Origin of the sequence: Pseudoalteromonas sp. EB27 (genome assembly GCF_001974875.1) — a bacterium.
In the GTDB taxonomy this organism is placed as follows: domain Bacteria; phylum Pseudomonadota; class Gammaproteobacteria; order Enterobacterales; family Alteromonadaceae; genus Pseudoalteromonas.
Map to the genome: position 1 here is coordinate 50,814 of NZ_MTQD01000013.1, position 21,425 is coordinate 72,238.

The 21,425-nt window shown below is 40.2% G+C and carries 18 protein-coding genes; 7 read left to right on the top strand and 11 right to left on the bottom strand.

All coding sequences use genetic code 11. From position 1 onward, the window contains the following. Positions 1 to 305: 305 nt before the first annotated feature. Positions 306 to 2,333 carry a methyl-accepting chemotaxis protein gene (locus BW142_RS14915; RefSeq protein WP_076925356.1) on the bottom strand — a complete coding sequence of 676 codons (2,028 nt, stop codon included), beginning with the start codon at positions 2,331 to 2,333 and terminating at the stop codon, positions 306 to 308. Between the two features lie 116 nt (positions 2,334 to 2,449). On the opposite strand from BW142_RS14915, the gene BW142_RS14920 reads away from it, so the two are divergent. Then, on the top strand, positions 2,450 to 3,220 hold the full coding sequence (locus BW142_RS14920) for an NADP-binding protein (RefSeq protein WP_010553812.1): 771 nt from the start codon (positions 2,450 to 2,452) through the stop codon (positions 3,218 to 3,220). Here BW142_RS14920 and hutH read toward each other — a convergent pair. The 3 genes from hutH to hutC all read right to left on the bottom strand — a co-directional run bounded on the left by hutH (position 3,217) and on the right by hutC (position 7,202). Then, on the bottom strand, positions 3,217 to 4,752 hold the full coding sequence (gene hutH / locus BW142_RS14925; protein WP_076925357.1) for a histidine ammonia-lyase: 1,536 nt from the start codon (positions 4,750 to 4,752) through the stop codon (positions 3,217 to 3,219). The genes BW142_RS14920 and hutH overlap by 4 nt on opposite strands. A 2-nt stretch (positions 4,753 to 4,754) precedes the next feature. Next, positions 4,755 to 6,428, bottom strand: a complete 1,674-nt coding sequence (gene hutU, locus BW142_RS14930; protein WP_076925358.1) for a urocanate hydratase — start codon at positions 6,426 to 6,428, stop codon at positions 4,755 to 4,757. A gap of 66 nt (positions 6,429 to 6,494) precedes the next feature. Then, the gene (hutC, locus tag BW142_RS14935) at positions 6,495 to 7,202 is read right to left on the bottom strand and encodes a histidine utilization repressor (protein ID WP_024600420.1); all 708 of its coding nucleotides are present in this window, start codon (positions 7,200 to 7,202) and stop codon (positions 6,495 to 6,497) included. A 119-nt stretch (positions 7,203 to 7,321) separates the two neighbouring features. On the opposite strand from hutC, the gene hutI reads away from it, so the two are divergent. After that, entirely contained in the window at positions 7,322 to 8,569 is a 1,248-nt protein-coding gene (hutI, locus tag BW142_RS14940; RefSeq protein ID WP_076925359.1) for an imidazolonepropionase, read from the top strand. A gap of 120 nt (positions 8,570 to 8,689) precedes the next feature. After that, positions 8,690 to 10,354: a GGDEF domain-containing phosphodiesterase gene (locus tag BW142_RS14945; RefSeq protein ID WP_076925360.1), complete on the top strand. Its 1,665-nt coding sequence runs from the start codon at positions 8,690 to 8,692 to the stop codon at positions 10,352 to 10,354. Here BW142_RS14945 and BW142_RS14950 read toward each other — a convergent pair. Together BW142_RS14950 and rraA are read right to left on the bottom strand one after the other, a co-directional pair. Next, entirely contained in the window at positions 10,351 to 11,400 is a 1,050-nt protein-coding gene (locus BW142_RS14950) for a formimidoylglutamase (RefSeq protein WP_076925361.1), read from the bottom strand. The two genes, BW142_RS14945 and BW142_RS14950, sit on opposite strands and share 4 nt — an antisense overlap. A gap of 1 nt (position 11,401) precedes the next feature. Beyond that, complete coding sequence (gene rraA, locus BW142_RS14955) at positions 11,402 to 11,899, bottom strand: ribonuclease E activity regulator RraA (RefSeq protein ID WP_008169908.1); 498 nt, start codon at positions 11,897 to 11,899, stop codon at positions 11,402 to 11,404. Positions 11,900 to 12,104: 205 nt separating this feature from the next. On the opposite strand from rraA, the gene BW142_RS14960 reads away from it, so the two are divergent. The 3 genes from BW142_RS14960 to BW142_RS14970 all read left to right on the top strand — a co-directional run bounded on the left by BW142_RS14960 (position 12,105) and on the right by BW142_RS14970 (position 15,665). Beyond that, entirely contained in the window at positions 12,105 to 12,644 is a 540-nt protein-coding gene (locus tag BW142_RS14960; RefSeq protein WP_076925362.1) for a phosphatase PAP2 family protein, read from the top strand. Then, entirely contained in the window at positions 12,641 to 13,675 is a 1,035-nt protein-coding gene (locus tag BW142_RS14965; protein WP_076925363.1) for an MJ1255/VC2487 family glycosyltransferase, read from the top strand. The genes BW142_RS14960 and BW142_RS14965 overlap by 4 nt, the downstream gene beginning before the upstream one ends. Before the next feature lie 109 nt (positions 13,676 to 13,784). After that, positions 13,785 to 15,665, top strand: coding sequence for a methyl-accepting chemotaxis protein (locus BW142_RS14970; RefSeq protein WP_076925364.1), 1,881 nt, complete (start codon positions 13,785 to 13,787; stop codon positions 15,663 to 15,665). A gap of 83 nt (positions 15,666 to 15,748) precedes the next feature. On the opposite strand, the gene BW142_RS14975 is transcribed toward BW142_RS14970, so the two are convergent. From BW142_RS14975 to priA, 5 genes are all read right to left on the bottom strand, one after another. Then, positions 15,749 to 16,123, bottom strand: coding sequence for a gamma-butyrobetaine hydroxylase-like domain-containing protein (locus tag BW142_RS14975; RefSeq protein WP_076925365.1), 375 nt, complete (start codon positions 16,121 to 16,123; stop codon positions 15,749 to 15,751). A 62-nt stretch (positions 16,124 to 16,185) separates the two neighbouring features. Beyond that, entirely contained in the window at positions 16,186 to 17,514 is a 1,329-nt protein-coding gene (gene hslU, locus BW142_RS14980) for an HslU--HslV peptidase ATPase subunit (protein ID WP_024600428.1), read from the bottom strand. An 11-nt stretch (positions 17,515 to 17,525) separates the two neighbouring features. Beyond that, positions 17,526 to 18,044, bottom strand: a complete 519-nt coding sequence (gene hslV, locus BW142_RS14985; protein ID WP_002958366.1) for an ATP-dependent protease subunit HslV — start codon at positions 18,042 to 18,044, stop codon at positions 17,526 to 17,528. A 79-nt stretch (positions 18,045 to 18,123) separates the two neighbouring features. Further along, positions 18,124 to 18,651: an SPOR domain-containing protein gene (locus BW142_RS14990; RefSeq protein WP_024600429.1), complete on the bottom strand. Its 528-nt coding sequence runs from the start codon at positions 18,649 to 18,651 to the stop codon at positions 18,124 to 18,126. A gap of 20 nt (positions 18,652 to 18,671) precedes the next feature. Next, complete coding sequence (priA, locus tag BW142_RS14995; RefSeq protein WP_076925366.1) at positions 18,672 to 20,858, bottom strand: primosomal protein N'; 2,187 nt, start codon at positions 20,856 to 20,858, stop codon at positions 18,672 to 18,674. 230 nt (positions 20,859 to 21,088) lie between these two features. Between priA and rpmE the strand changes: the two genes are divergently transcribed. Then, the gene (gene rpmE, locus BW142_RS15000) at positions 21,089 to 21,304 is read left to right on the top strand and encodes a 50S ribosomal protein L31 (protein WP_076925367.1); all 216 of its coding nucleotides are present in this window, start codon (positions 21,089 to 21,091) and stop codon (positions 21,302 to 21,304) included. Positions 21,305 to 21,425 lie beyond the last annotated feature (121 nt).

Below are 21,425 nucleotides of genomic sequence, written 5' to 3' on the forward strand. Positions count from 1 at the left end.
ATTAATATGTGCTTTTAAATAACACTTAGAACATATTAATTAGCAATATTGTATTAAACCGCTCAAAAAGCACTGTTTATTACGTGCGCTACTATACCAGACTCTGCCAAACAACAAACTATCTCAATAAAAAGATCTGTGTATAAAATCGAAAAATTTGATCTGGTTCGCAAAAATAACTTTGTATTACTCAATTACAGTAAAGATAGTAGCGAACTGTAAAGATATGGTGCTAAATAAATTAAAAACAAGGGTTATAGCTGCGCTTAAGTTTGACGCTTAAACACAGCTATTAAATGAGAGTTTTATAATTTAAATTGATTAACCGTTTTGTTAAGCGCTGCAGCTAAATCACTTAAGTCACGAGCTTCGTCAGCGAGGGTGTGTGCATGGTCAGCGGTACTGTTCACTAAGTTATTAATTGCCGAAAGGCTCGTGTTAATATCTTCAGCAACGACTGTTTGCTCCTCAGTTGATGTTGCTATTTGATGACTTTGGTCTTGTACTTTAGTGACCGACTGCGCAATATTGTGAAGTGAGCTAAGTACTTCTTTAGTTTGCAGCACTGAGCCTTCTGTTTGGTCTTGTCCTTGTTGCATCATCACCGAGGCCTGTTGAGCTATTTGCTGCAAGCGCGAAATCATATTACGAATATCGTCAGTTGATTCTTGTGTACGGCTTGCTAGTGAGCGCACTTCATCCGCAACAACGGCAAAGCCTCGACCGTGTTCGCCAGCACGAGCAGCCTCTATAGCCGCATTAAGTGCAAGTAAATTGGTTTGATCGGCAATTGAGTTAATAACATCGACTAATGCACCAATATTATTACTTTCTTGCTCAAGGCCTGCTACCACTTTAGATGCTTCACCAATATGCAACGCCAGTTCAGTCATTACTTTTTGCGCCTGTGTAGAACGGCTTGCACCTTCAGCTGTAATTGCTTGTACTTCTTCAGCTGCGTTATTTGTATGTTGTGCATTACGTGATATTTCAAGCACGGTAGTTGCCATTTCAGTTACCGCAGCGCTCACGCTATCAACTTGTTGCTTCTCTTGTTGAATTTCAGAATTAGTTTGCTCAGAAACATGTCTTAGTTGAGCTGCTGCGTTGCTTAGTTGCTCTGCTTGAGCTGCGGTTTCGAGCATCATGGCGCGTAACTTATCAATAAACGTATTCATGTGATTGGCCAGTTGGCCGACTTCATCTTGGCTATCAATATCAATTTTTTGAGTAAGATCGCCTTCGCCCGATGCTATATCACGCATAATGTGCGTAAGTGTTGTGATGGGTTTTGAAATCATATGGGTAGCCCATAAAATCATGGCTAATATAATAATTAAGATAATAACTACTGCAGTTGTTGTTGCGGTTACTGCGGCATTTACGGGCTCTTCAATCATGCTAGTAGGAATAAGTAGACCTACATACCAATCTATATGAGGCTGCTCTAGCTGTAAGCGATGGTAAACCACATAAAACTGCTCTCCTTTAAAGGTAACCATTTGGCTGCCTTCAAGGTTATTTCGCATTTGTGTGTTTAACTCTTTAAAGCCTGCGGTATCTGTGAATTGTTGTTCAAGCGCATCGAGTCCTTCTTTACCGTTTGCACCTTCATCTGTAATTGAAAGTTTGTGTCCAGTGGCTTTTGAAAAGTGAACTACTTTTTGATTTCCATCGAGTAAAAATCCATAACCTTGGCCGTTAAAGCGAATATTTTCGACCATGTCGTTAATTTTGTTTAGTTGTAAATCAACACCGCCCATACCAATGAGTTTACGCTGTGCGTTATAAACAGGTTGTTGTACTACTGCAGATGCTACGCCTGTGGTTAAATCAACAGAGATTGGACCTACATAAAGTTTGTTAACTTGCATGGCTTCTTGCCACCAACCACGCTTGTAGGCGTAATAAGGCTGGCCGTTGTAGTGACTTGTACGTTCATTTTCTTTAAAGTATTCACCGGTGGTTGCTGAGGCAAAAAAGGCCGATAAAATGTTTTCGTCGTTTGAGCTTAAACGCACAAAGTCTTGGTTTACTTCGTTGTAACCTGGCGCGCTTTCGAGTGCTTGATCGCGAGTATCCCAATTTTCAAAAAAATTGATTAAATGTGGGTTATTAACAAAGGTTGATACCATTTTACCGTACATCGCAAAGTAACTTTGCATTGAAAGTTGCTCGGTCTGTAGATAACTTTGTGCTTCGTTTTCTATGTTTTCTCTAGAGAGATTAGCAATGTGTTTAACAAAAAATGTTGAGGCGATAATTAGTAAAACGGTAATTGTTCCACCAATCAATAATAATATTTTCTTCCGTAATGATAAATTATTTAGCATGAGTGCGCATATTTTTATTATTTATGAAATTATATCTAATCATATCTTACTTAAAATCTCTATAAAGTTAGATAGAAAGAACTAATTATGCGTTTAAAATAAAGGCTTATACAAAAATGACAAATAAAAGTAATAAATTAGTAGTATTAGGTGCAGGTTGGTTAGGGCATGCTTTATGCGTAAGTGCGCAAAAAACTGATTGGCAAGTACAAGGAACGCATAGAACAGATATACACGAGTTTGATTTTGAGCGTCAGTTTACACTTGAAGATGGGCAATTAAGACATCAAGTTGATTTACAAAATGCTTATTGGGTATGCGCTATTCCACCACGTAGCAGGCACAGTGAAAGTAATTATCCTGAAACACTCACCGCAGCGCTTAAGCTCTCAAAGGAGTTAAACGCAAAGGGCTTTTTATTGTGCTCATCAACCGGGGTATACGATCAAGAGCCTGGTGTATATAGTGAAAGTTGCGATATTTCATGCACAAACGAGCGCCAAATAAAGCTCTATGAGGCAGAAGAGCAAGTACTTGAGCAAGACGGAAAAGTGCTGCGTTTAGCTGGATTACTAGGGCCTAATAGAGAACCTGGGCGTTTTGTGGCAGGTAAAGAGCTCAATACATCAAGTGAGCAAGTGGTAAATATGGTGCACCAACAAGATGTAATTAATGCTATTTTTGCGGTGATAGAGCACTGGCAAGTAGGGCAAAATATTTATAATGTGGTTAATCCTGCGCACCCAACTAAAGCTGAATACTACGCAGTGAAGTGTGCAGAGCATGGCGGTGAGTTACCACGCTTTACCAGTGATGATAAAGCTGAGCGCAAAGTTATTGGCTCAGCTATCGAAGCGCTAGGCTTTACTTACCAATATGGTATTTAATATGCTGAAGGTAGGGGACTGCTCTCTATGAAGTCGCATAACTTACCTTCACTTAATAATGTATTGGCAGCTTCTATATCGGGAGCAAAATAGCGGTCTTTATCATAATAACTCACATGCTCGCGCAATAATGCTTTAGCGATTTGTACTTTATTTGATGGTTCAAGCGGTTTTCTAAATTCTAGCCCTTGAACCGATGCTAACCATTCTATTGCCAAAACACCTTGGGTATTATTGGCCATTTCATCTAAGCGCCTTGCTGCAAAGGTTGCCATAGAAACATGATCTTCTTGATTTGCAGATGTAGGCAAGCTATCAACCGAAGCTGGATGCGCTAATGATTTGTTTTCTGACGCAAGCGCTGCTGCGGTAACTTGAGCAATCATAAAACCTGAATTTACACCGCCGTTTTCAACTAAAAATGGCGGTAACTTGGATAGGTTTGAATCGATAAGTAATGCAATTCGCCTCTCTGCTAATGCGCCAATTTCGGCAATTGCGATAGCTAAGTTATCAGCGGCCATTGCAACGGGCTCTGCATGAAAGTTTCCTCCCGATATTATGTCGCCTACATCGGCAAAAACTAGTGGATTATCGGTTACGCCGTTTGACTCGCATAACAATACTTCTGCGGCTTGGCGTATCTGAGTTAGGCAAGCACCTAGCACTTGAGGTTGGCAGCGAAGGCAATAAGGGTCTTGTACTTTTTCACAATTGACGTGGGAATCACTAATTTGAGAGTGCGTATCGAGTAGCTCTCTAAATACTTGAGCAGTGTCTATTTGTCCGCGCTGACCACGAATATCATGAATACGTGCATCAAATGGCGCGCGACTACCCATTGCAGCTTCTATGCTTATCGAGCCGATAACGCAGCTTTGTGCATATAAGTTCTCGCTTCTAAATAGGCCTTGTAGTGCAAATGCAGTCGACGCTTGTGTGCCATTTAATAATGCTAAGCCTTCTTTAGCTGCAAGGGTAAGAGGTTCAAGCCCCGCTATTTTTAACCCTTGTGCTGCACTAATTATTTTTCCTTTATGTCGCATTTGACCTTCAGCTAATAAAGGTAGGCACATATGCGCAAGAGGGGCTAAATCGCCCGATGCCCCCACGGAGCCTTTTTTAGGCACGCACGGATATACTTCGCTACTAAGCAGCTGCATAAAAAATTGGATTACTTGCAGGCGAATACCCGAGTAGCCGCGCGAAAGCGAGTTTACTTTTAAGGTGATCATTAACCTTACTGTGCTGTCATCCATGTATTCGCCAATGCCCGCAGCGTGTGAAAGCACAATGGAGCGCTGTAATAATTCAAGTTCGTCGTCGGCTATTTTGGTATTAGCTAATAACCCAAAGCCGGTGTTAATCCCATATACAGTGCGGTGCTCATTAATAACGTTTTGAACGGTTTGTGCGCTGGCTGCTATTTGTGATTCAGCATGCTTTACAAGGCTTAATTTTACTGGTGAATTATTAATTTTTCTCAGTGTGTTTAAATCAAGTGAGCCTGGCGTGAGAGTAAGTTCGAACATGATTATTCCTTGTCTAACATTGGTAAGTCTAAATTTTGCTCTTTAGCGCAGTTTTTTGCTGTGTCGTATCCAGCATCAGCATGGCGCATTACGCCCGTTGCAGGGTCGTTCCAAAGTACGCGAGCAATACGCTCTTTAGCTTCATTAGTACCATCGGCAACAATAACCACACCAGAGTGCTGGCTAAAGCCCATACCTACACCGCCGCCATGATGAAGTGACACCCAAGTAGCACCACTTGCCGTATTAAGGAGTGCATTGAGTAATGGCCAATCCGATACTGCATCTGAGCCATCTTTCATGCTTTCGGTTTCACGGTTAGGGCTGGCAACTGAGCCAGAGTCGAGGTGATCGCGACCAATAACGATAGGGGCTTTAAGTTCCCCATTTTTAACCATTTCGTTAAAGGCTAATGCAAGGCGTGCTCTATCTTTTAAACCTACCCAACAAATACGTGCAGGTAGCCCTTGAAATTGGATGCGTTCACGGGCCATATCAAGCCAGTTATGCAAATGTGCATCATCAGGAATAAGCTCTTTTACTTTTGCATCGGTTTTATAAATATCTTCTGGATCGCCCGATAAAGCTACCCATCTAAATGGTCCAATACCTTCACAAAATAAAGGGCGAATATAGGCGGGTACAAATCCAGGAAAATCAAACGCGTTGGTAACACCTTCATCAAACGCCATTTGGCGAATATTATTACCATAGTCGGTTGTTGCAGCACCGGCTTTTTGCAGAGCAAGCATGGCTCTAACTTGGACTGCCATTGATTGTTTAGCTGCTTTTACTACCGCTTTTGGATCTTGCTCACGCATTTTTGCTGCGTGCTCCATTGTCCAGTTTTGTGGTAAGTAACCATTGAGTGGATCGTGAGCTGATGTTTGATCTGTAACTACATCAGGTGTAATACCTGTTTTAACCAGTGTACTAAATACATCAGCAGCGTTACCAAGTAAGCCAACAGATAGGGCTTCACCTTTTATACATGCATCGGTTATTAATTGCAGTGCGTGTTCAAGGTTCGTTGCTTTTATATCAACGTAGCCTGTTTTTATACGAAAATCGATACGGCTTTCATCGCATTCAACAACTAGCGCGCTAAACCCTGCCATTGTAGCTGCAAGTGGTTGCGCACCGCCCATACCACCAAGACCACCTGTTAATACCCATTTCCCTTTAGCACAGCCTAAAAAATGTTGCTTTGCCATAGCTACAAATGTTTCGTAAGTTCCTTGTACAATGCCTTGAGAGCCAATATAAATCCAAGAACCTGCTGTCATTTGCCCATACATCATCAAGCCTTTTTTATCGAGCTCGTTAAAATGTTCCCAATTTGCCCAGTGCGGAACAAGGTTTGAGTTGGCAATAAGTACACGAGGGGCATTACTGTGGGTTTTAAATACACCAACGGGTTTTCCTGATTGTACAAGTAGGGTTTCGTCGTTTTCGAGCCTATCGAGGGTTTCTATAATTTTGTCATAACTTGGCCAATCTCGAGCTGCTCGGCCAATACCACCATATACAACAAGTGCATGAGGATGTTCTGCAACTTCAGGGTCTAGGTTATTCATTAGCATGCGTTTAGCTGCTTCAGTTTGCCAGCTTTTAGCACTTATTTTATCGCCATGAGGTGCACGTATTACGCGACTTGTGTCGAGTCGGTTGTTCATGTTTTGCTCCTGTTGTATATACAAGGTGATTTGTTATAAAAAAAGCGCAGTAAGCGCTATTGTTTGTTATTTTTTAAATGTTAAGTGACCACCTAAGCGATATTTACTGCCTGGTGATACAAGGCGCGCAAAGCTTACAATGCCGTTAACAGACCATGTGCGTCGAATAACTTGTAAGCACGGCTCTTCGTTATATAAGTTCAACCATTGGCACATCTCGCTGTTTGGCATAATAGCCTCTACGGTATGCCTTGCTTGTGTAAGTGGTGCAACACTAGATAGGTATTCATGAGGTGTAAGCGTGCTAAAGTCTTGTTGTAAGTAACCAGCCGCAAGAGCAGGGTTTACAAAACGCTCTTCTAGCTGCAAGGGGCTGTCGTTTTCGTTATGCACGAGTACACTTCGGTATACAACACTGTCAATCTCAACACCAAGCGCAATGGCAATAGGTGCGACTGCATTTATTGATTCAAGTATGAGTACACTACAGGTGTAATTACCGTTACGTTCTTTTACTTCATCAGCAATGTTTTTTATTTCGAGTAACGATGACTGCGATTTAAATGTGGCTACAAATGTACCTAGCCCTTGGCTGCGGGTTAAAATACCTGCCTCGGTTAATTCGCTTAGTGCTCGGCGGGCTGTCATTCTGCTGACACTAAATTGACTACTAAGTTCGTTTTCAGAGGGAACACGTTGGTTTTCTTGCCACGTACCGCTGCGAATTTTATCAACAATGAATTGTTTTATTTGCGCAAATTTAGGTGTCGTCATTAAATTTATGGTTACATTAAAAATAAATTATATAAATAAGATGACACAATTGTCTTGTATATACAAGATGGGTTGTTAGACTATATTTTCATCACTCTGGGCGTAAAAAGGGCTGCAAAATGCAAAGCACAACAAAAAATTATGAGTTAGAAGGAATTGACTTACTTTTGACTGATGCCAATATTGCCACTATGGATAGCAATATAAATGCCCCTTATGGCGCAATCGAAAATGCTGCTATAGCTATTAAAAATGGTAAAATTGCGTGGATTGGAGAGCAATCAACGTTGCCCAATTTTGATGTGTTTGCAACGCCGACATTGAGTGTAAAAGGGCAGTGGTTAACGCCGGGCTTAATAGATTGTCATACGCATTTAGTGTTTGCAGGTTCAAGATCGCAAGAGTTTGAGCAGCGCTTGCAGGGTGTAAGTTATGAGCAAATTGCGGCACAAGGCGGTGGCATAGCAAGTACGGTTAAAGCGACGAGAGCAGCCGACCGTGAGCAATTGTTTGTTGATGCAAAAGATCGCTTAAATACGTTGTTAAAAGAAGGTGTAACCACCGTTGAAATAAAGTCGGGTTATGGACTGGATACTGAAAACGAGATAAAAATATTAGAAGTAGCTCGTTTATTAGGTGAGCATCATCCTATTGATATTAAAACTACTTTTTTAGGGGCGCATGCTCTACCGCCTGAATACAAAGGCCGCGCTGATGAATATATTGATTTGGTATGTACTGATATGCTTGATCAGGTAGTGGCTAATAACCTTGCTGATGCAGTCGATGTATTTTGTGAAAATGTAGGCTTTAGTCATTCGCAAACCAAACGTGTTTTTGAGGCGGCTAAAAAGCATAATCTCCCAGTAAAATGCCATGCTGAGCAGTTATCTAATCAACATGGTGCTGAGCTGGTGGCGCAGTTCAATGGCCTTTCGGCAGATCATATTGAGCATCTTGATGAAGAGGGTGTAAAAGCCATGGCAAACGCTGGGACGGTCGCGGTGTTATTACCCGGTGCATTTTATTTTTTAAGAGAAACTAAATTTCCACCTATTGAGTTACTTAATCAATATAAAGTACCTATAGCTATTGCGAGTGATTTTAATCCAGGTACTTCACCACTATGCTCAGTGCACTTGATGATGAACATGGCATGCACATTGTTTAGATTAACACCCGAGCAAGCATTGGCAGGTGTTACTCGTAATGCAGCTAAAGCACTAGGGTTAGACGATCGTGGTATTTTAAAAGTTGGCGCAAGAGCTGATATTGCACATTGGCAAATAAGTCATCCATCACAATTAAGTTACCAATTTGGCGTAAATAAACTGTTAAATTTATGGATTTTGGGTAGAATTAACTAGTTTGTATTATTTTTACCCACATATAATCTGGTTTAAACTTTTTTAGCGAATACGGATGCCGTTAATTTGAACATACTAACCGACAGTAATTTTCCAATATTTTTTAGTGGTGCACTATTGATGGCGATGATTGCCACTTTATTTGCCGTTAAAAATGTCAGTATTAAGTTTAGTTATTTATGCACAGCAGCTGTTGGTTTGGCTATTTTGAGCAGTGGTGCGGCCTGGCTTGCCATTCTACTTGCCTTTGGATTTTGTTTTCATTTATGGCAAGCCTTTGAGCGAAATAATTGGAGCATGATTATTACCAGCTCACTGGCTGGTCTTTTATTTGTTGTTCTATTTTCAGCTCATTTATTATTGGAAGTTCCGCTATTTTGGGTTGTGTTAGCAATATTATTATTAACTATTGTTGGCTTTTTAAATGATGAAAGCGCTGAAATAGAAGTCGTGATAGAGCCAGAACCAACAGATGATGCATTTATTGAAGAGTCACCGCTTTCGGTTTTTGCAGATAGAAAACAGTTACGTCAAGGTTACTATGCATGGTGCGACAATAAGCAGGTAAGTGCTGCATTAGTCGTTATTCGTCTTGAAGGATTTGAGCAAGTTAACCAGCATATTGGACGTGATTTTGGCGATATACTTTTAGCACAATCGGCTAATCGAATAAAAGAATTACTTTCAAGTGACGAAATAGTGACTTTAGTAGGGCAAGAAAAGCTAGCCCACTTAGGGGGCCTTAACTTTGCGTTTATTTGTAGTTTCGCGAATCAAAAACATTTACATGAGTTGGTTATTGAACAAATACTGGGTGCAACGCTTAAGCCATTTAATGTTGCTAACTGCACTGTAGAGGTAAAAGCGAGGGCGAGTTATGTTGATTGTAATGAGCAAGACAATAACTTTGATAATTTAATATCGTACGCATACCTAGCACTCGATAGCCACCCAAATCGCAAGGTTGTGCCTTATCATCAACAAATGATGATTGAACTGCGAGAGCAACAAGCGCGACTAAAAGAGTTGGCAAATATTGATTTTTCGAGCGAATTAGAACTCTATTTTCAACCTATAATTTGTAATGACAATGGTCAAATTGAGTTTTTAGAATTACTACTGCGTTGGCAGCATCCTAAGCAAGGAATTTTATCTGCTAATCGTTTTATTGACGACATCAGAATTGCAGGGCTTGGTTACCCGCTTGCTAAATTTGTAATGGAAAGAGCCGCTGAGCTTGCAATGGCGCTTAGAGTAGAAGGTATTTCTATACCGCTTAGCATTAACGTATTTGGCCCTGAAATGCTAAATGAAGAGTTTGTTGAATTTGTTGATGTTGTTATAAATGAGCATCACTTAGAGGCGGGAGACTTAATTGTTGAATGCCCTTTACATATTTTTGCTGGTTTAGATGACAAAGGCAGAGGTATGATAGCAAGGCTTAATAACATAGGCTTAAAAGTATGTGTTGATGGACTTGGTGATAACCCGGTACTGCTTTCTAAGCTACCAAGTTTATCAGTTGAATATATTAAGGTTTCACCTTCACTTACCGCTGACTTTAGTAATCAAAACAATATACGCAGTCTTGTTGGTGGAATGGTTGATATGCATAGCCAACAAAAAACAAAAGTAATTTTTGAAGGAGTAGAAACACTTGAGCAACTTAAGTTTGTAAAAAGCTTAAAAGGTTATGCTGCCCAAGGTTATTACTTTGGTCACCCGCTAAGTAGTATCGGTTTAATGAGCTGGCTAAAAGAGTGGCGATTGGTTCAACAACGTTAAGTGTTTTCTTTGGCTTGTAGGTAGCTATTTACAAGTGCACTAATTACTTGCCCTACATGGGCAGCACCGGCATCTAACCCGTTAGGATGTTGACTAGGCGCTGCTTCACATAAGTGTAAGTACATAGAGTGGCGATGGCTTGCAGCTAAATGCACAAAGTGCTCAGTGTCACTCACACTAAATCCACAATATGTATACGCACTAACTGGCATATAAGTAATACTATCTAAATCAACTTCAACACCCAGTGGTGAATCATTAAAATTACTTAGTGCATTTTCAATTGCCTGCGTTAGTGTAATTTTGCGCTTAACTTGTATGGATTGATAACTATCAAACTTAAAGTTAGCTTCACTCATTGCATCTATAATTGCTTGATTGTTTTTTAATTCATGTAAGCCAATAACATGGTAATTACTTAGATGTTGCTCGTTATACGCGTAACGAAATCCATTACCACTATGGCGACCTTCACATTCTCTAAAGTCGGCATGAGGATCAAAATTGATTGCATTAACAGGTGTGTCTTTTGACTGGCTGAGTGCGCGGATGATTCCCAAGCAATTATTATGGCCGCCACCAATAACTATTGGCTCAAGCCCTGCTTTAAAAATAAGGCTTAATACTGACTCTACGCGCTCATCAAGTTGTTGGCATAAATCTCGTAATTGAGTTAGCTGCTGGGCTTGCTGATTATTAAGTTGGTTACTTTGCGCCATTAAATCATCAGTATTTACTTCACCCAATAAAAGTACTTTTTGAGTGGCAATAAACTGATTATGAGGTTGGTTTAAAAAGCGTTTTAAAAAAGCCGGCCATGCTTCGTTCGCACCGCCATTTCCTAAGTTTGCTTTTGGGCCTATATCTTCGCAAATACCAAGAAGTACATAGCGAATACCAAATTGAGCAGCGTCAATAAGTGCCTGTTGCAGGTTTACTTGAGTGTCGAGCAAGGCCATTGATTGCCATGCTTTTTTTTCATTTACGCGGCTAGAACAAAGTGATCTAACCGCGCTTTCATCATATACTTTTAAATGGGTGGTCACGTTATACTTCTACAACTTCCAATTCTAATTCTTCTGCAGATAAAACAATGCCTGTGCTATCAGCATAAATAAAGTCGTCATCAAAAAATGATACGCCTGCAAAGTTAACGCCTATAGCATCTTCGCCAGCACCTTCGCTGTCGGCTGCAACAGGAATAGAAGCAATTGCTTGAATGCCTAAATCGAGTTCTTCAAGCTCATCAACATGGCGTACTGCGCCGTAAACAACAATCCCATTCCAGTTGTTTTCAAGTGCAAGTTCAGCCAATTCAATATCAATAAGTGCACGGCGAGTTGAGCCACCACCGTCAATAAGAAGTACTAAGCCTGTACCATCTTGAGAAAGTAATTCGCGGATCAGTTCATTATTTTCAAAACATTTAACCGTTTTAATGCGGCCACCAAAACTGTGTCGACCACCAAAGTTGATGAACATTGGCTCTAGCACATCAACCACATCAGCAAAGTGGTCGCATAAATCAGAAGTGCTGTAATCCATTATTTTATCCTCAAAAGATACATTAATTTATACTTCAGTATACCCTCCTTATAAGCAATAACAACGACTTAATCGCAGTAAATTTAGGCAAAACATGAGCTAGAACACTAATCGCAATAATAGTGTCTTAAAAGCGTCACTCAATTGTTATTTACAACACCTAAGCTAAATCGGTGTTCATATATTATGCAATGAGGGGTAAGTGATGGGTAACAATAATATGTTTAAAAGGGCAGCTCTGCTAGATGAGCAATTATTTTTAACTCTATTTAATTGCAACTCACCGAAGTGGTTTAAAACAATGGCGTTCGGGTTATCTAAAAGCGGTGATGGTGGGCTTTACATACTCGTGTGTTTAGCAGTGTGGTGGCTTAGTAATAATGAGCAGCATCAATTATTACCTGTAGCGATATTGATTGGTTTTGCTTTAGAAAGACCTATTTATTTATTAGCTAAAAACAGATTTGCCCGGATCCGCCCATGCGACTGTTTAGTAAAAAATGCCTATATAGTACCAAGTGATAAATTTAGTTTACCCTCTGGTCACAGCGCTGCAGCGTTTTTAGTTGCAATTATACTAAGTCATTTTTTTCCTGAGTATGTATGGCTACTACTTAGTTGGGCTGCTGGTGTGGCTATTTCTCGTGTGATATTAGGCGTACACTTTCCAGCTGATATCGTTATTGGTGCGATTATTGGCAGTTTTTGTGGTTTATTTGCGTTAGCACTCGTGGTACCTGTATGAAAATATTGTATGGAGTGCAGGGCACCGGTAATGGTCATATAACGCGAGCTAGGGTTATGGCTAGCTGCTTTAATAAACTCGGTATTGATGTTGATTATGTGTTTTCAGGACGAGCAAATAAAGATTATTTTGATATGCATGAATTCTCAGATTATAAAGCGTATCGGGGCTTATCGTTTAGTACTGAAAATGGTCAAATAAAAAATTTAAAAACACTTAAAAATATGCGAATTTGTAAGCTGGTGAGAGATATAAAATCGCTTGACATAAAGCAGTACGATTTTGTACTTAATGACTTTGAGCCCGTTACAGCGTGGGCTGCAAAAAGAGCTGATATACCTGTTGTTGGCATTAGTCATCAAGCCGCATTTTTGTCAGATAACGTACCTATGTTTGGTCGAGGGATATTCAGAAAATCGCTAATTAAACATTATGCACCAGCGTCTACATACCTAGGCGTGCACTGGCAACCTTTTGCAAATAATATAATCCCGCCGTTTATTGCTCATCATAACCATGAAAACCCTGTCGCGGTGATGAACAAGGTATTGGTATATTTACCTTTTGAAAACTTAGATAGCATTGTTGATTACTTAAAAGACTTTCCCGAAAAAGAATTTTATTGCTATCACCCAAATGCCCGCAATGAATCTTTTGGACATATACATTTACGCTCCCCATCGCGTTTGAGTTTTTTAAACGACTTAGCAAACACGAGTGGAGTTATTGGTAATGCTGGGTTTGAGCTTGCCAGCGAAGCGCTTAAGTTAGGTAAAAAGTTACTATTAAAGCCTTTAAACGGACAATTTGAACAGACTGCAAATGCGCAAACATTGTTTGCTATGGGTATGGCGCATGTAATGAACTATTTAAACCCGCAAGCTCTTGATGATTGGAATAGCGCACCACAAAATAAGCAAATAAATTACCCAAGCGATCCCGCGCCTTTAATTGACTGGTTGGTAAAAAAACAATGGAATAATACACAATCGTTACATAAAGGTTTATGGGACAGCGTGGGTTTAGAGTGATAAACATAAAAAAGCGAGGAATAACAAAGAATAATAAAAAGTTAAATTAATGAGTCGCTTCGTATCTATCAGCTATAATAAATATGCATATTAAAAAAAGGCGTTAGCGATGAATTTTTTACAAAACTTAACAATCAAACGACGTTTACAATTAAACGCAGTCGTTGTTGGTTTAGCAATGGTGGTCCTTTTATGCGTAATAATTTATGAAGCGAGAGCAACGCTAAGCTTGAATAAAACAATTCAGCTTGCTGAAGAGCTTAATATTCATGAATTAGAACTGCGTAAACATGAAAAAAACTTTCTTTTTTATAAACAAAAAGAAGCATTAGACTTATTTGAACAAGATTATAATCAGCTTAAAAGTAAAATTGCTAAGCTGAACTTAATTATGCAAGAGCAGGGTATCGAAACCCAAAAAATAAGCAATCTAGAGAGTTTAATAAGTGCTTATAACAATGATTTTATGAGTGTTGTTGTGCTACAAAAACGCATAGGGTTACATCCTACGGATGGATTGTATGGCGAACTAAGAAGTGCAGTTCATGAGATTGAAAGTTTGATCAAAGAGCAAGGTGATTACAAACTCTTATCTTCAATATTACAGTTAAGACGAGCTGAAAAAGATTTTATGCTACGTCTTGACCTTAAGTATTTAACTCGATTTGATGAAGGGGTTAATACTCTAAAGCAGCAAATCTCTCAGGCTCAATTTGATAGTGGGTATACTGCTGAATTAAATGGCTTTCTAAACTCCTACCAAACTCAATTTCAGGCATTGGTAGAGGCACAGGTTGAATTGGGGCTAGATTTAAATTCAGGTGCACTCGGAGAAATGCGTAAAAGTGTTGAACAAAGTGATGCAATCGTTGCGCAGATCCTATTAAGCACTAAGCAACAGGTAGATAAAAGCGTTGAACAGGCACAGTTTTTAGCTATTCTTATTTTTGTGACTGCTGGCATTATTGTTTTAGTGTTGGTTTATTTCACGAGTCGCTCGATTATTGTGCCTATAGAGCGGGTCTATCACACTATTAATGATATTCGTCGTAATAACGATTTGAGCGTAATGATAGAGCAAACAGGTAAAGACGAAATTACCACTATGACGGTCGACTTTAATAGCTTAATAGGCGATTTTAAGAACTTGATTAACGAAGTTAATGGTGCTTTAAATACGCTTAATGTGGCAACCGAACATTTATCAGAAAGTACTGCGGCAACAAGCTCTGGTATGCAAGAGCAATTGCATGAGGCTGATATGGTTGCAACTGCAGCTACTGAAATGCAGGCGACGATTCAAGATATTTCACATAATACTGAAGCGGCCGCAAAAAAAGCCGAATCAACAAACCTAAGTGCTCAACAAGGGCGTAGTGAAGTAGACTCTACCGTTAAGCACATCAGGGCTCTATCTGATTCGTTAGGGAATGCATCAAATGTAGTATCTCAACTTGAAAAAGATGGCGAAACAATTGGGTCAGTGCTTGATGTAATCCGGGGTATTGCAGATCAAACAAATTTACTTGCACTTAATGCGGCAATCGAAGCAGCTCGTGCTGGTGAGTATGGTCGTGGATTTGCTGTTGTTGCAGATGAGGTTCGTTCATTAGCAAAACGCACTCAAGAGTCTACAAGTGAGATTGAGAGTATTATAAGTACTTTACAGCAGCGTACTCAAGAAGTGGTAAGTATTATGCACAAATGTCGTTCTCAAGGCGATGAAAGTGCCTCGCAAGCAATTAAAGCCGGTGAGTTATTAGGCGCAATTACTGAAGATGTGCAAACAATAATGGAAATGAGCTCTCAAATAGCGGTTGCTATTGACGAGCAAAGCCAGGTGGCATCAGAGGTTAATAAAAATGTAGTCAGAATTCGTGATATTGCGCAAGATGCAACTGAACATGCTGCTAAAAACGCCCAAACTAGCGAAGAAGTATCTGAGCAAGCTAGAGTGTTATTTAGCGCTATTGATAAGTTTAAAGTGTAACTAACTTGAACCCTGGATAGTAAATATCTTAACCAGGGTTTAGGTTACTAATCTAAAATACCCACCTAAATTACCTGTAAGGTTTAAGGAATAAACTTTATTGGTACACTGTTTTTGTTTTGTTTGTGCTCGGCTACGCGTGCCAAATATTCATTGCTCAATGTTTGTTGCTGCGCTTGTAGTTTTTCAAAATAACTCCAGCTGAATAACCCACTGTTATGACCATCATCGAAATCTAACCGCAGTGCATAATGCCCAACAGGTACTATATTTTTTATACCTACGGATTGCTTATTTAAAACCAGTTTCATAGGGCCAGAGCCATGACCCTGCACTTCAGCTGAGGGGGAGTGAACGCGTAAGAATTCACAGCTAAAGACTGCTTGGCTATCATCATCAAAATAAACATCTATGTTTTTACTTACACTATGATAATGCACTTTTATTACGTGTTTCATTTTATATATCCCATTAAAAAGCCCCCAATCTGGAGGCTTTTAGTATAACGTTTATATTCGTTTTATAGAATGAAGCGGCTTAAGTCTTCATCTTCAACAAGTGCACCTAGATGTTTTTCAACGTAAGCGGCGTCAATGACAAGTGATGAACCTGCCTTTTCAGAAGCATCGTATGAAATTTCTTCCATCAATCTTTCCATCACAGTATGCAAGCGACGAGCACCGATGTTTTCGGTTTTTTCGTTAACTTGCCACGCTGCCTTAGCAATGCGCTCAATTGCATCATCACTAAACTCAATCGTTACTTGCTCAGTTTTAAGGAGCTCTCGTTGTTGCTCAGTAAGCGATGCATGCGGCTCTGTAAGGATACGCTTAAAGTCATCGGCAGTAAGTGCTTCAAGTTCTACTCGAATCGGTAAGCGACCTTGTAGCTCAGGTATCATGTCTGATGGTTTAGACATCTGGAACGCACCTGAGGCAATAAATAACATATGGTCAGTTTTAACCATGCCGTGCTTAGTGTTTACCGTTGAGCCTTCAATTAGAGGTAGTAAATCGCGTTGAACACCTTCTCGGCTAACATCTGGGCCTGAAGAATCACCGCGCTTACAAATTTTGTCTATTTCATCTATAAACACAATACCGTTTTGCTCTACTGCAAAAATAGCTTGTTCTTTTAGCTCTTCAGGGTTTACTAATTTAGCGGCTTCTTCTTCTGTTAATAGTTTGAAGGCTTCTTTAATTTTTAACTTACGTTTAGTACGTTTATCGCCGCCCATGTTTTGAAACATGCTTTGTAACTGGTTGGTCATATCTTCCATACCAGGAGGCGCCATAATTTCTACGTTTGATTGAGCTTGCGCTAATTCAATCTCGATTTCTTTATCATCTAGCTGACCTTCACGTAATTTTTTGCGAAATGTTTGGCGAGTAGATGAAGTATCGTCGCGTTGGCTTTCGCCATATTGGTCTTTAACAGGAGGTAAAAGTGCATCTAAGATACGCTCTTCTGCTGCTTCTTCGGCGCGATGTTTAAACTTTTTAGTTTGCTGTTCGCGAGTCATTTTAATTGAAACATCAACGAGGTCACGTATGATCGTATCTACTTCTTTACCAACATAACCAACTTCAGTGAATTTAGTCGCTTCTACTTTAATGAATGGTGCGTTAGCAAGTTTTGCTAAACGGCGAGCAATTTCTGTTTTACCTACACCTGTCGGACCAATCATTAATATATTTTTTGGTGTTACTTCGCTGCGTAAATCTTCATTTAATTGCATGCGGCGCCAGCGGTTACGAAGTGCAATAGCAACCGCTTTTTTAGCTTTAGCCTGACCTATAATGTGCTGATCTAGCTCGTGAACAATTTCTCTTGGGGTCATATCAGACATAATAGTTCCTATTATAATTCTTCGATTGTTTGGAAGTTATTAGTAAATACGCAGATGTTGCCTGCAATAGTTAAGCTTTTCTCTACTATTTCACGAGCGCTTAAATCTGTATTTTCTAAAAGGGCAGTTGCAGCTGATTGCGCAAAGTTACCACCACTACCAATTGCAATTAAATCGTTTTCTGGCTGAACTACATCGCCATTACCGGTAATAATTAAAGAGGCTGTTTCGTCTGCTACGGCGAGCAGCGCTTCGAGTTTTCGAAGTGCACGGTCACTTCGCCAATCTTTAGCCATTTCTACTGCGGCTTTAGTTAGGTTACCTTGGTGCATTTCTAATTTGCTTTCAAAACGTTCGAAAAGAGTGAAGGCATCAGCAGTACCGCCGGCAAAACCAGCGATTACTTTGCCATTATAAAGACGTCGAACTTTGCGGGCGTTGCCCTTCATTACGGTGTTACCAAGTGAAACTTGGCCATCGCCGCCAATTACAACTTTGTCGCCGCGGCGAACACTTACGATAGTAGTCATGTTATTCCTCATCATCGAGCTGCAGAGGCAACTCGTAAAAAACGATTATGATGAGGTTATATGGGTGAATGGTTTATTTTCAAGTCCAGCCCCAAATTCCGCAGCCGACTATTTTTACACGTTTAAGTTTGTTTTTATCGCTTTCGGCTTGGCGTTTGGTTTTATAAGGACCTAAACGTACTTTATACCAAGTACCATTGCTGCCTTCAGCCTGTTTTATCTCAGAAATGAGCCCTGCAAATGCGATTTTAGCTTTTAACGATTCAGCTTGTGCATGAGTTCTGAAAGAACCGCACTGCATAACATAAGGACCTTTTTGCTCAAGTTCTTTTACTTCAACTTGAATCTCGTGGTTTCTAATTTCTTTAATAAATTCTGGTGTGCGTGGAATAACAACTTCCACTTTTGCGGGCGCAGATGGGTTTGCTTGTTTTTCGACAAGTTTTGGATCGGCATTACTTTTAATAAACCATAGTGTGTAGGCAAAACCACCTACGAGTAAGATGGCTATAACGGCTAAAAGAATAGGAAATGGTTTTTTAGCGGGTGCATTTTTTTTACTGTTTCTGCCTGCAGGCTTTTTATTAATATAATCGTGCTGTGCCATGGTGTTATTTTGGCCTTAACCTAAATCATGTCTATAGGGTCTACGTCTAAGCTCCAGCGTACTTTTTGTGCAAGTTTACTGGTACTTAAATAATCAACCATTTGCGCAAGGTACTGATGTAATATGCGGCGATCTTGCGCTTGAATATGCAATTGAAAACGATACATACCTGCGACTCTTTCAAGTGGGGCAGGGATCGGACCGAGCAATTGTATACCAGATACCCCATTCACAGGAACCAAATCCGTCAAAAAATCGACGACTAGTTTAATACTATGCCCTTGTGCACGCACAATGGCCATATTTGTAATGGGCGGTAAGTCAGCATCATCGCGCTCACTCAGTGCAAAGCGGGCAAAGTCTTGGTAACCATTATTAACTAAGTCTTGTAAAAGAGGGTGTTCTGGAAAGTGTGTTTGTAATAACACTTGACCAGGCTCTCCTGAACGTCCAGCACGCCCCGCTACTTGGGTGACTAATTGCGCTAAATGTTCTGTCGCTCTGAAGTCGCATGAGTATAAGCCGCTATCTACATCTAAAATTATAACAAGGCTTACATCTGCAAAGTGATGGCCTTTGGCAAGCATTTGTGTTCCCACTAAAATGCGTGCGCCTCCTAGGTTGATTTCATCAAGTGCTTTTTCAAGGCTACCTTTACGACGAGTTGAATCGCGATCTATACGAGTAACAGGTGTATCAGGAAATTCGGTAGATAAAAACTCTTCAATTTGCTCTGTGCCTTTACCGTTAGGGAATATTTGTGTGCTCCCGCAATCAGGACATTGGTGAGGGACAGGGTACTGGTCGCCACAGTGATGACAGATCATTTGTCCAATCGCTTTATGAAATGTAGCGCTGGTACTACAGCGTTTACATTCGCTCAACCAACCGCACTCATGACAAATTAGGGTTGGCGAGAAACCTCGGCGATTTAAAAATACCATAACCTGTTTACCGCGATTTAAATGCTGGCGCATAGTAGCAAGGCTTGCGTGGGCAATACCCGCTTGGTCGGGTTGGCCTTTCATATCGAGTAACTTAAATTGGTTGTCGGTCGCTGTTTGTGCACGCTCAGTTAAGCTTAATAGCTGGTATTTGTTATTAATTGCCTTGTGAAGTGTTTCAAGCGCGGGTGTAGCGCTGCCTAATATAAGCGGGATTTTATGCTGAAAAGCTCTGTAAGCGGCTAAATCACGGGCATGGTAACGAAGGGTATCTTGTTGTTTAAATGACGAGTCGTGCTCTTCATCAACAACAATCATACCTAGTTTTAAAAATGGCAGAAAAATACTCGAACGCGTCCCAATAACTATCGCACAACTGCCTTTTTCGCAAAAGCGCCATGTTTGTAAGCGTTCGTTATCGGTAAGTGCTGAGTGCCAAAGCATAATGGGTGTATCAGGAAAGCGGCGACGAAAACGGTTTACAGTTTGTGGCGTTAAACCTATTTCTGGCACTAATACTAATGCTTGCTCACCACGTTTTAATACTTCTTCTAGGCACTGTAAATACACTTCTGTTTTACCACTGCCAGTGACGCCTTCTAATAAAAAGCTGCTAAATCCAGTACTTTGATTTATTGCTGTACAGGCAACCGCTTGTTCTTTATTAAGTATAGGTTTGCTACCGACAGTTGGTACAACGCTTTGCCATTGGTTATCGTGTTCAATAGTTTGCGTAATAAGCTCTTTATCTATTAGGCTATCTATTGTTTTTTTACTAAAGCCCAGTGCCTTTAACTCAGTTAACGATGACTTACCTGATTGCGATAACTGTTTTAATAAGTTGAGCTGTGTTTTAGCTTTTAATGACGGTACTTTTGCGCCTTTTTCAGTTAAAGCAACCATATTAATACTGGTTTTATCAGGTGATTCACCTTGGCGAAGTACAGCGGGTAGCGCTATATGAATAGTTTCGCCTAAGGGATAGCAATAATAGCGCGCGGTAAAGCTAAGGAGATCTAGGTGCTGAGTACTTAAAATAGGGGCGTCGTCTATTACCTCTATAATATTCTTAATTTTATCTAAAGGGACGTCGGTACTGCTTTTAATACCCAGAACAACAGCCACTTTTTTTTGGTTACCAAAAGGTACCAAAACGCGCATACCGGGTAGTAAAGGCGTTGAGAGGCCGCTGAGCTGTTCTTCTATTTTATAATCAAAGGTGCGTGGGAGCGGGACTTTAATAGCAACTTCAACAAAACTCATAACAACTCAACCCGTAAAATTAATGCTGTAATGTACTAAAATTACCGTAAAAAACCTACTAGCAATAGTGCTTGAGGAAGAGATTGTTCACTTTTTTGGCTAAAACATAAATAAATACTTGTGTAGGGGAACGTTGTTGGATAAAATCCGCCACCAACAAATTTGTTTTAACGACGTATGGTGCCAGACTTCGGGTTTGGAGAGCGATGCGGCCTTAACTAGAGGTTCCTATGAAAGAAGGTATTCACCCTAAGTACGAAGTAATTTCTGCAACATGTTCATGCGGAAACCAATTCGAAACTAGCTCAACTCTTTGTAAAGACATTCACTTAGACGTATGTTCTGCGTGTCACCCGTTTTACACTGGTAAGCAAAAAGTTTTAGACACTGGCGGCCGTGTTGATCGCTTCAACAAGCGCTTCGGTGCACTTGCCAGCAAGAAATAATTATTGCTGTTTAGTTAAAAAAGCACTTTAGGGTGCTTTTTTTGTGCCTAAAATTTGTTGTTTATTATCTTATTTCGCTGACTTTAGCTATATCCCTCTTTGCATAACTATTTCCTATTCT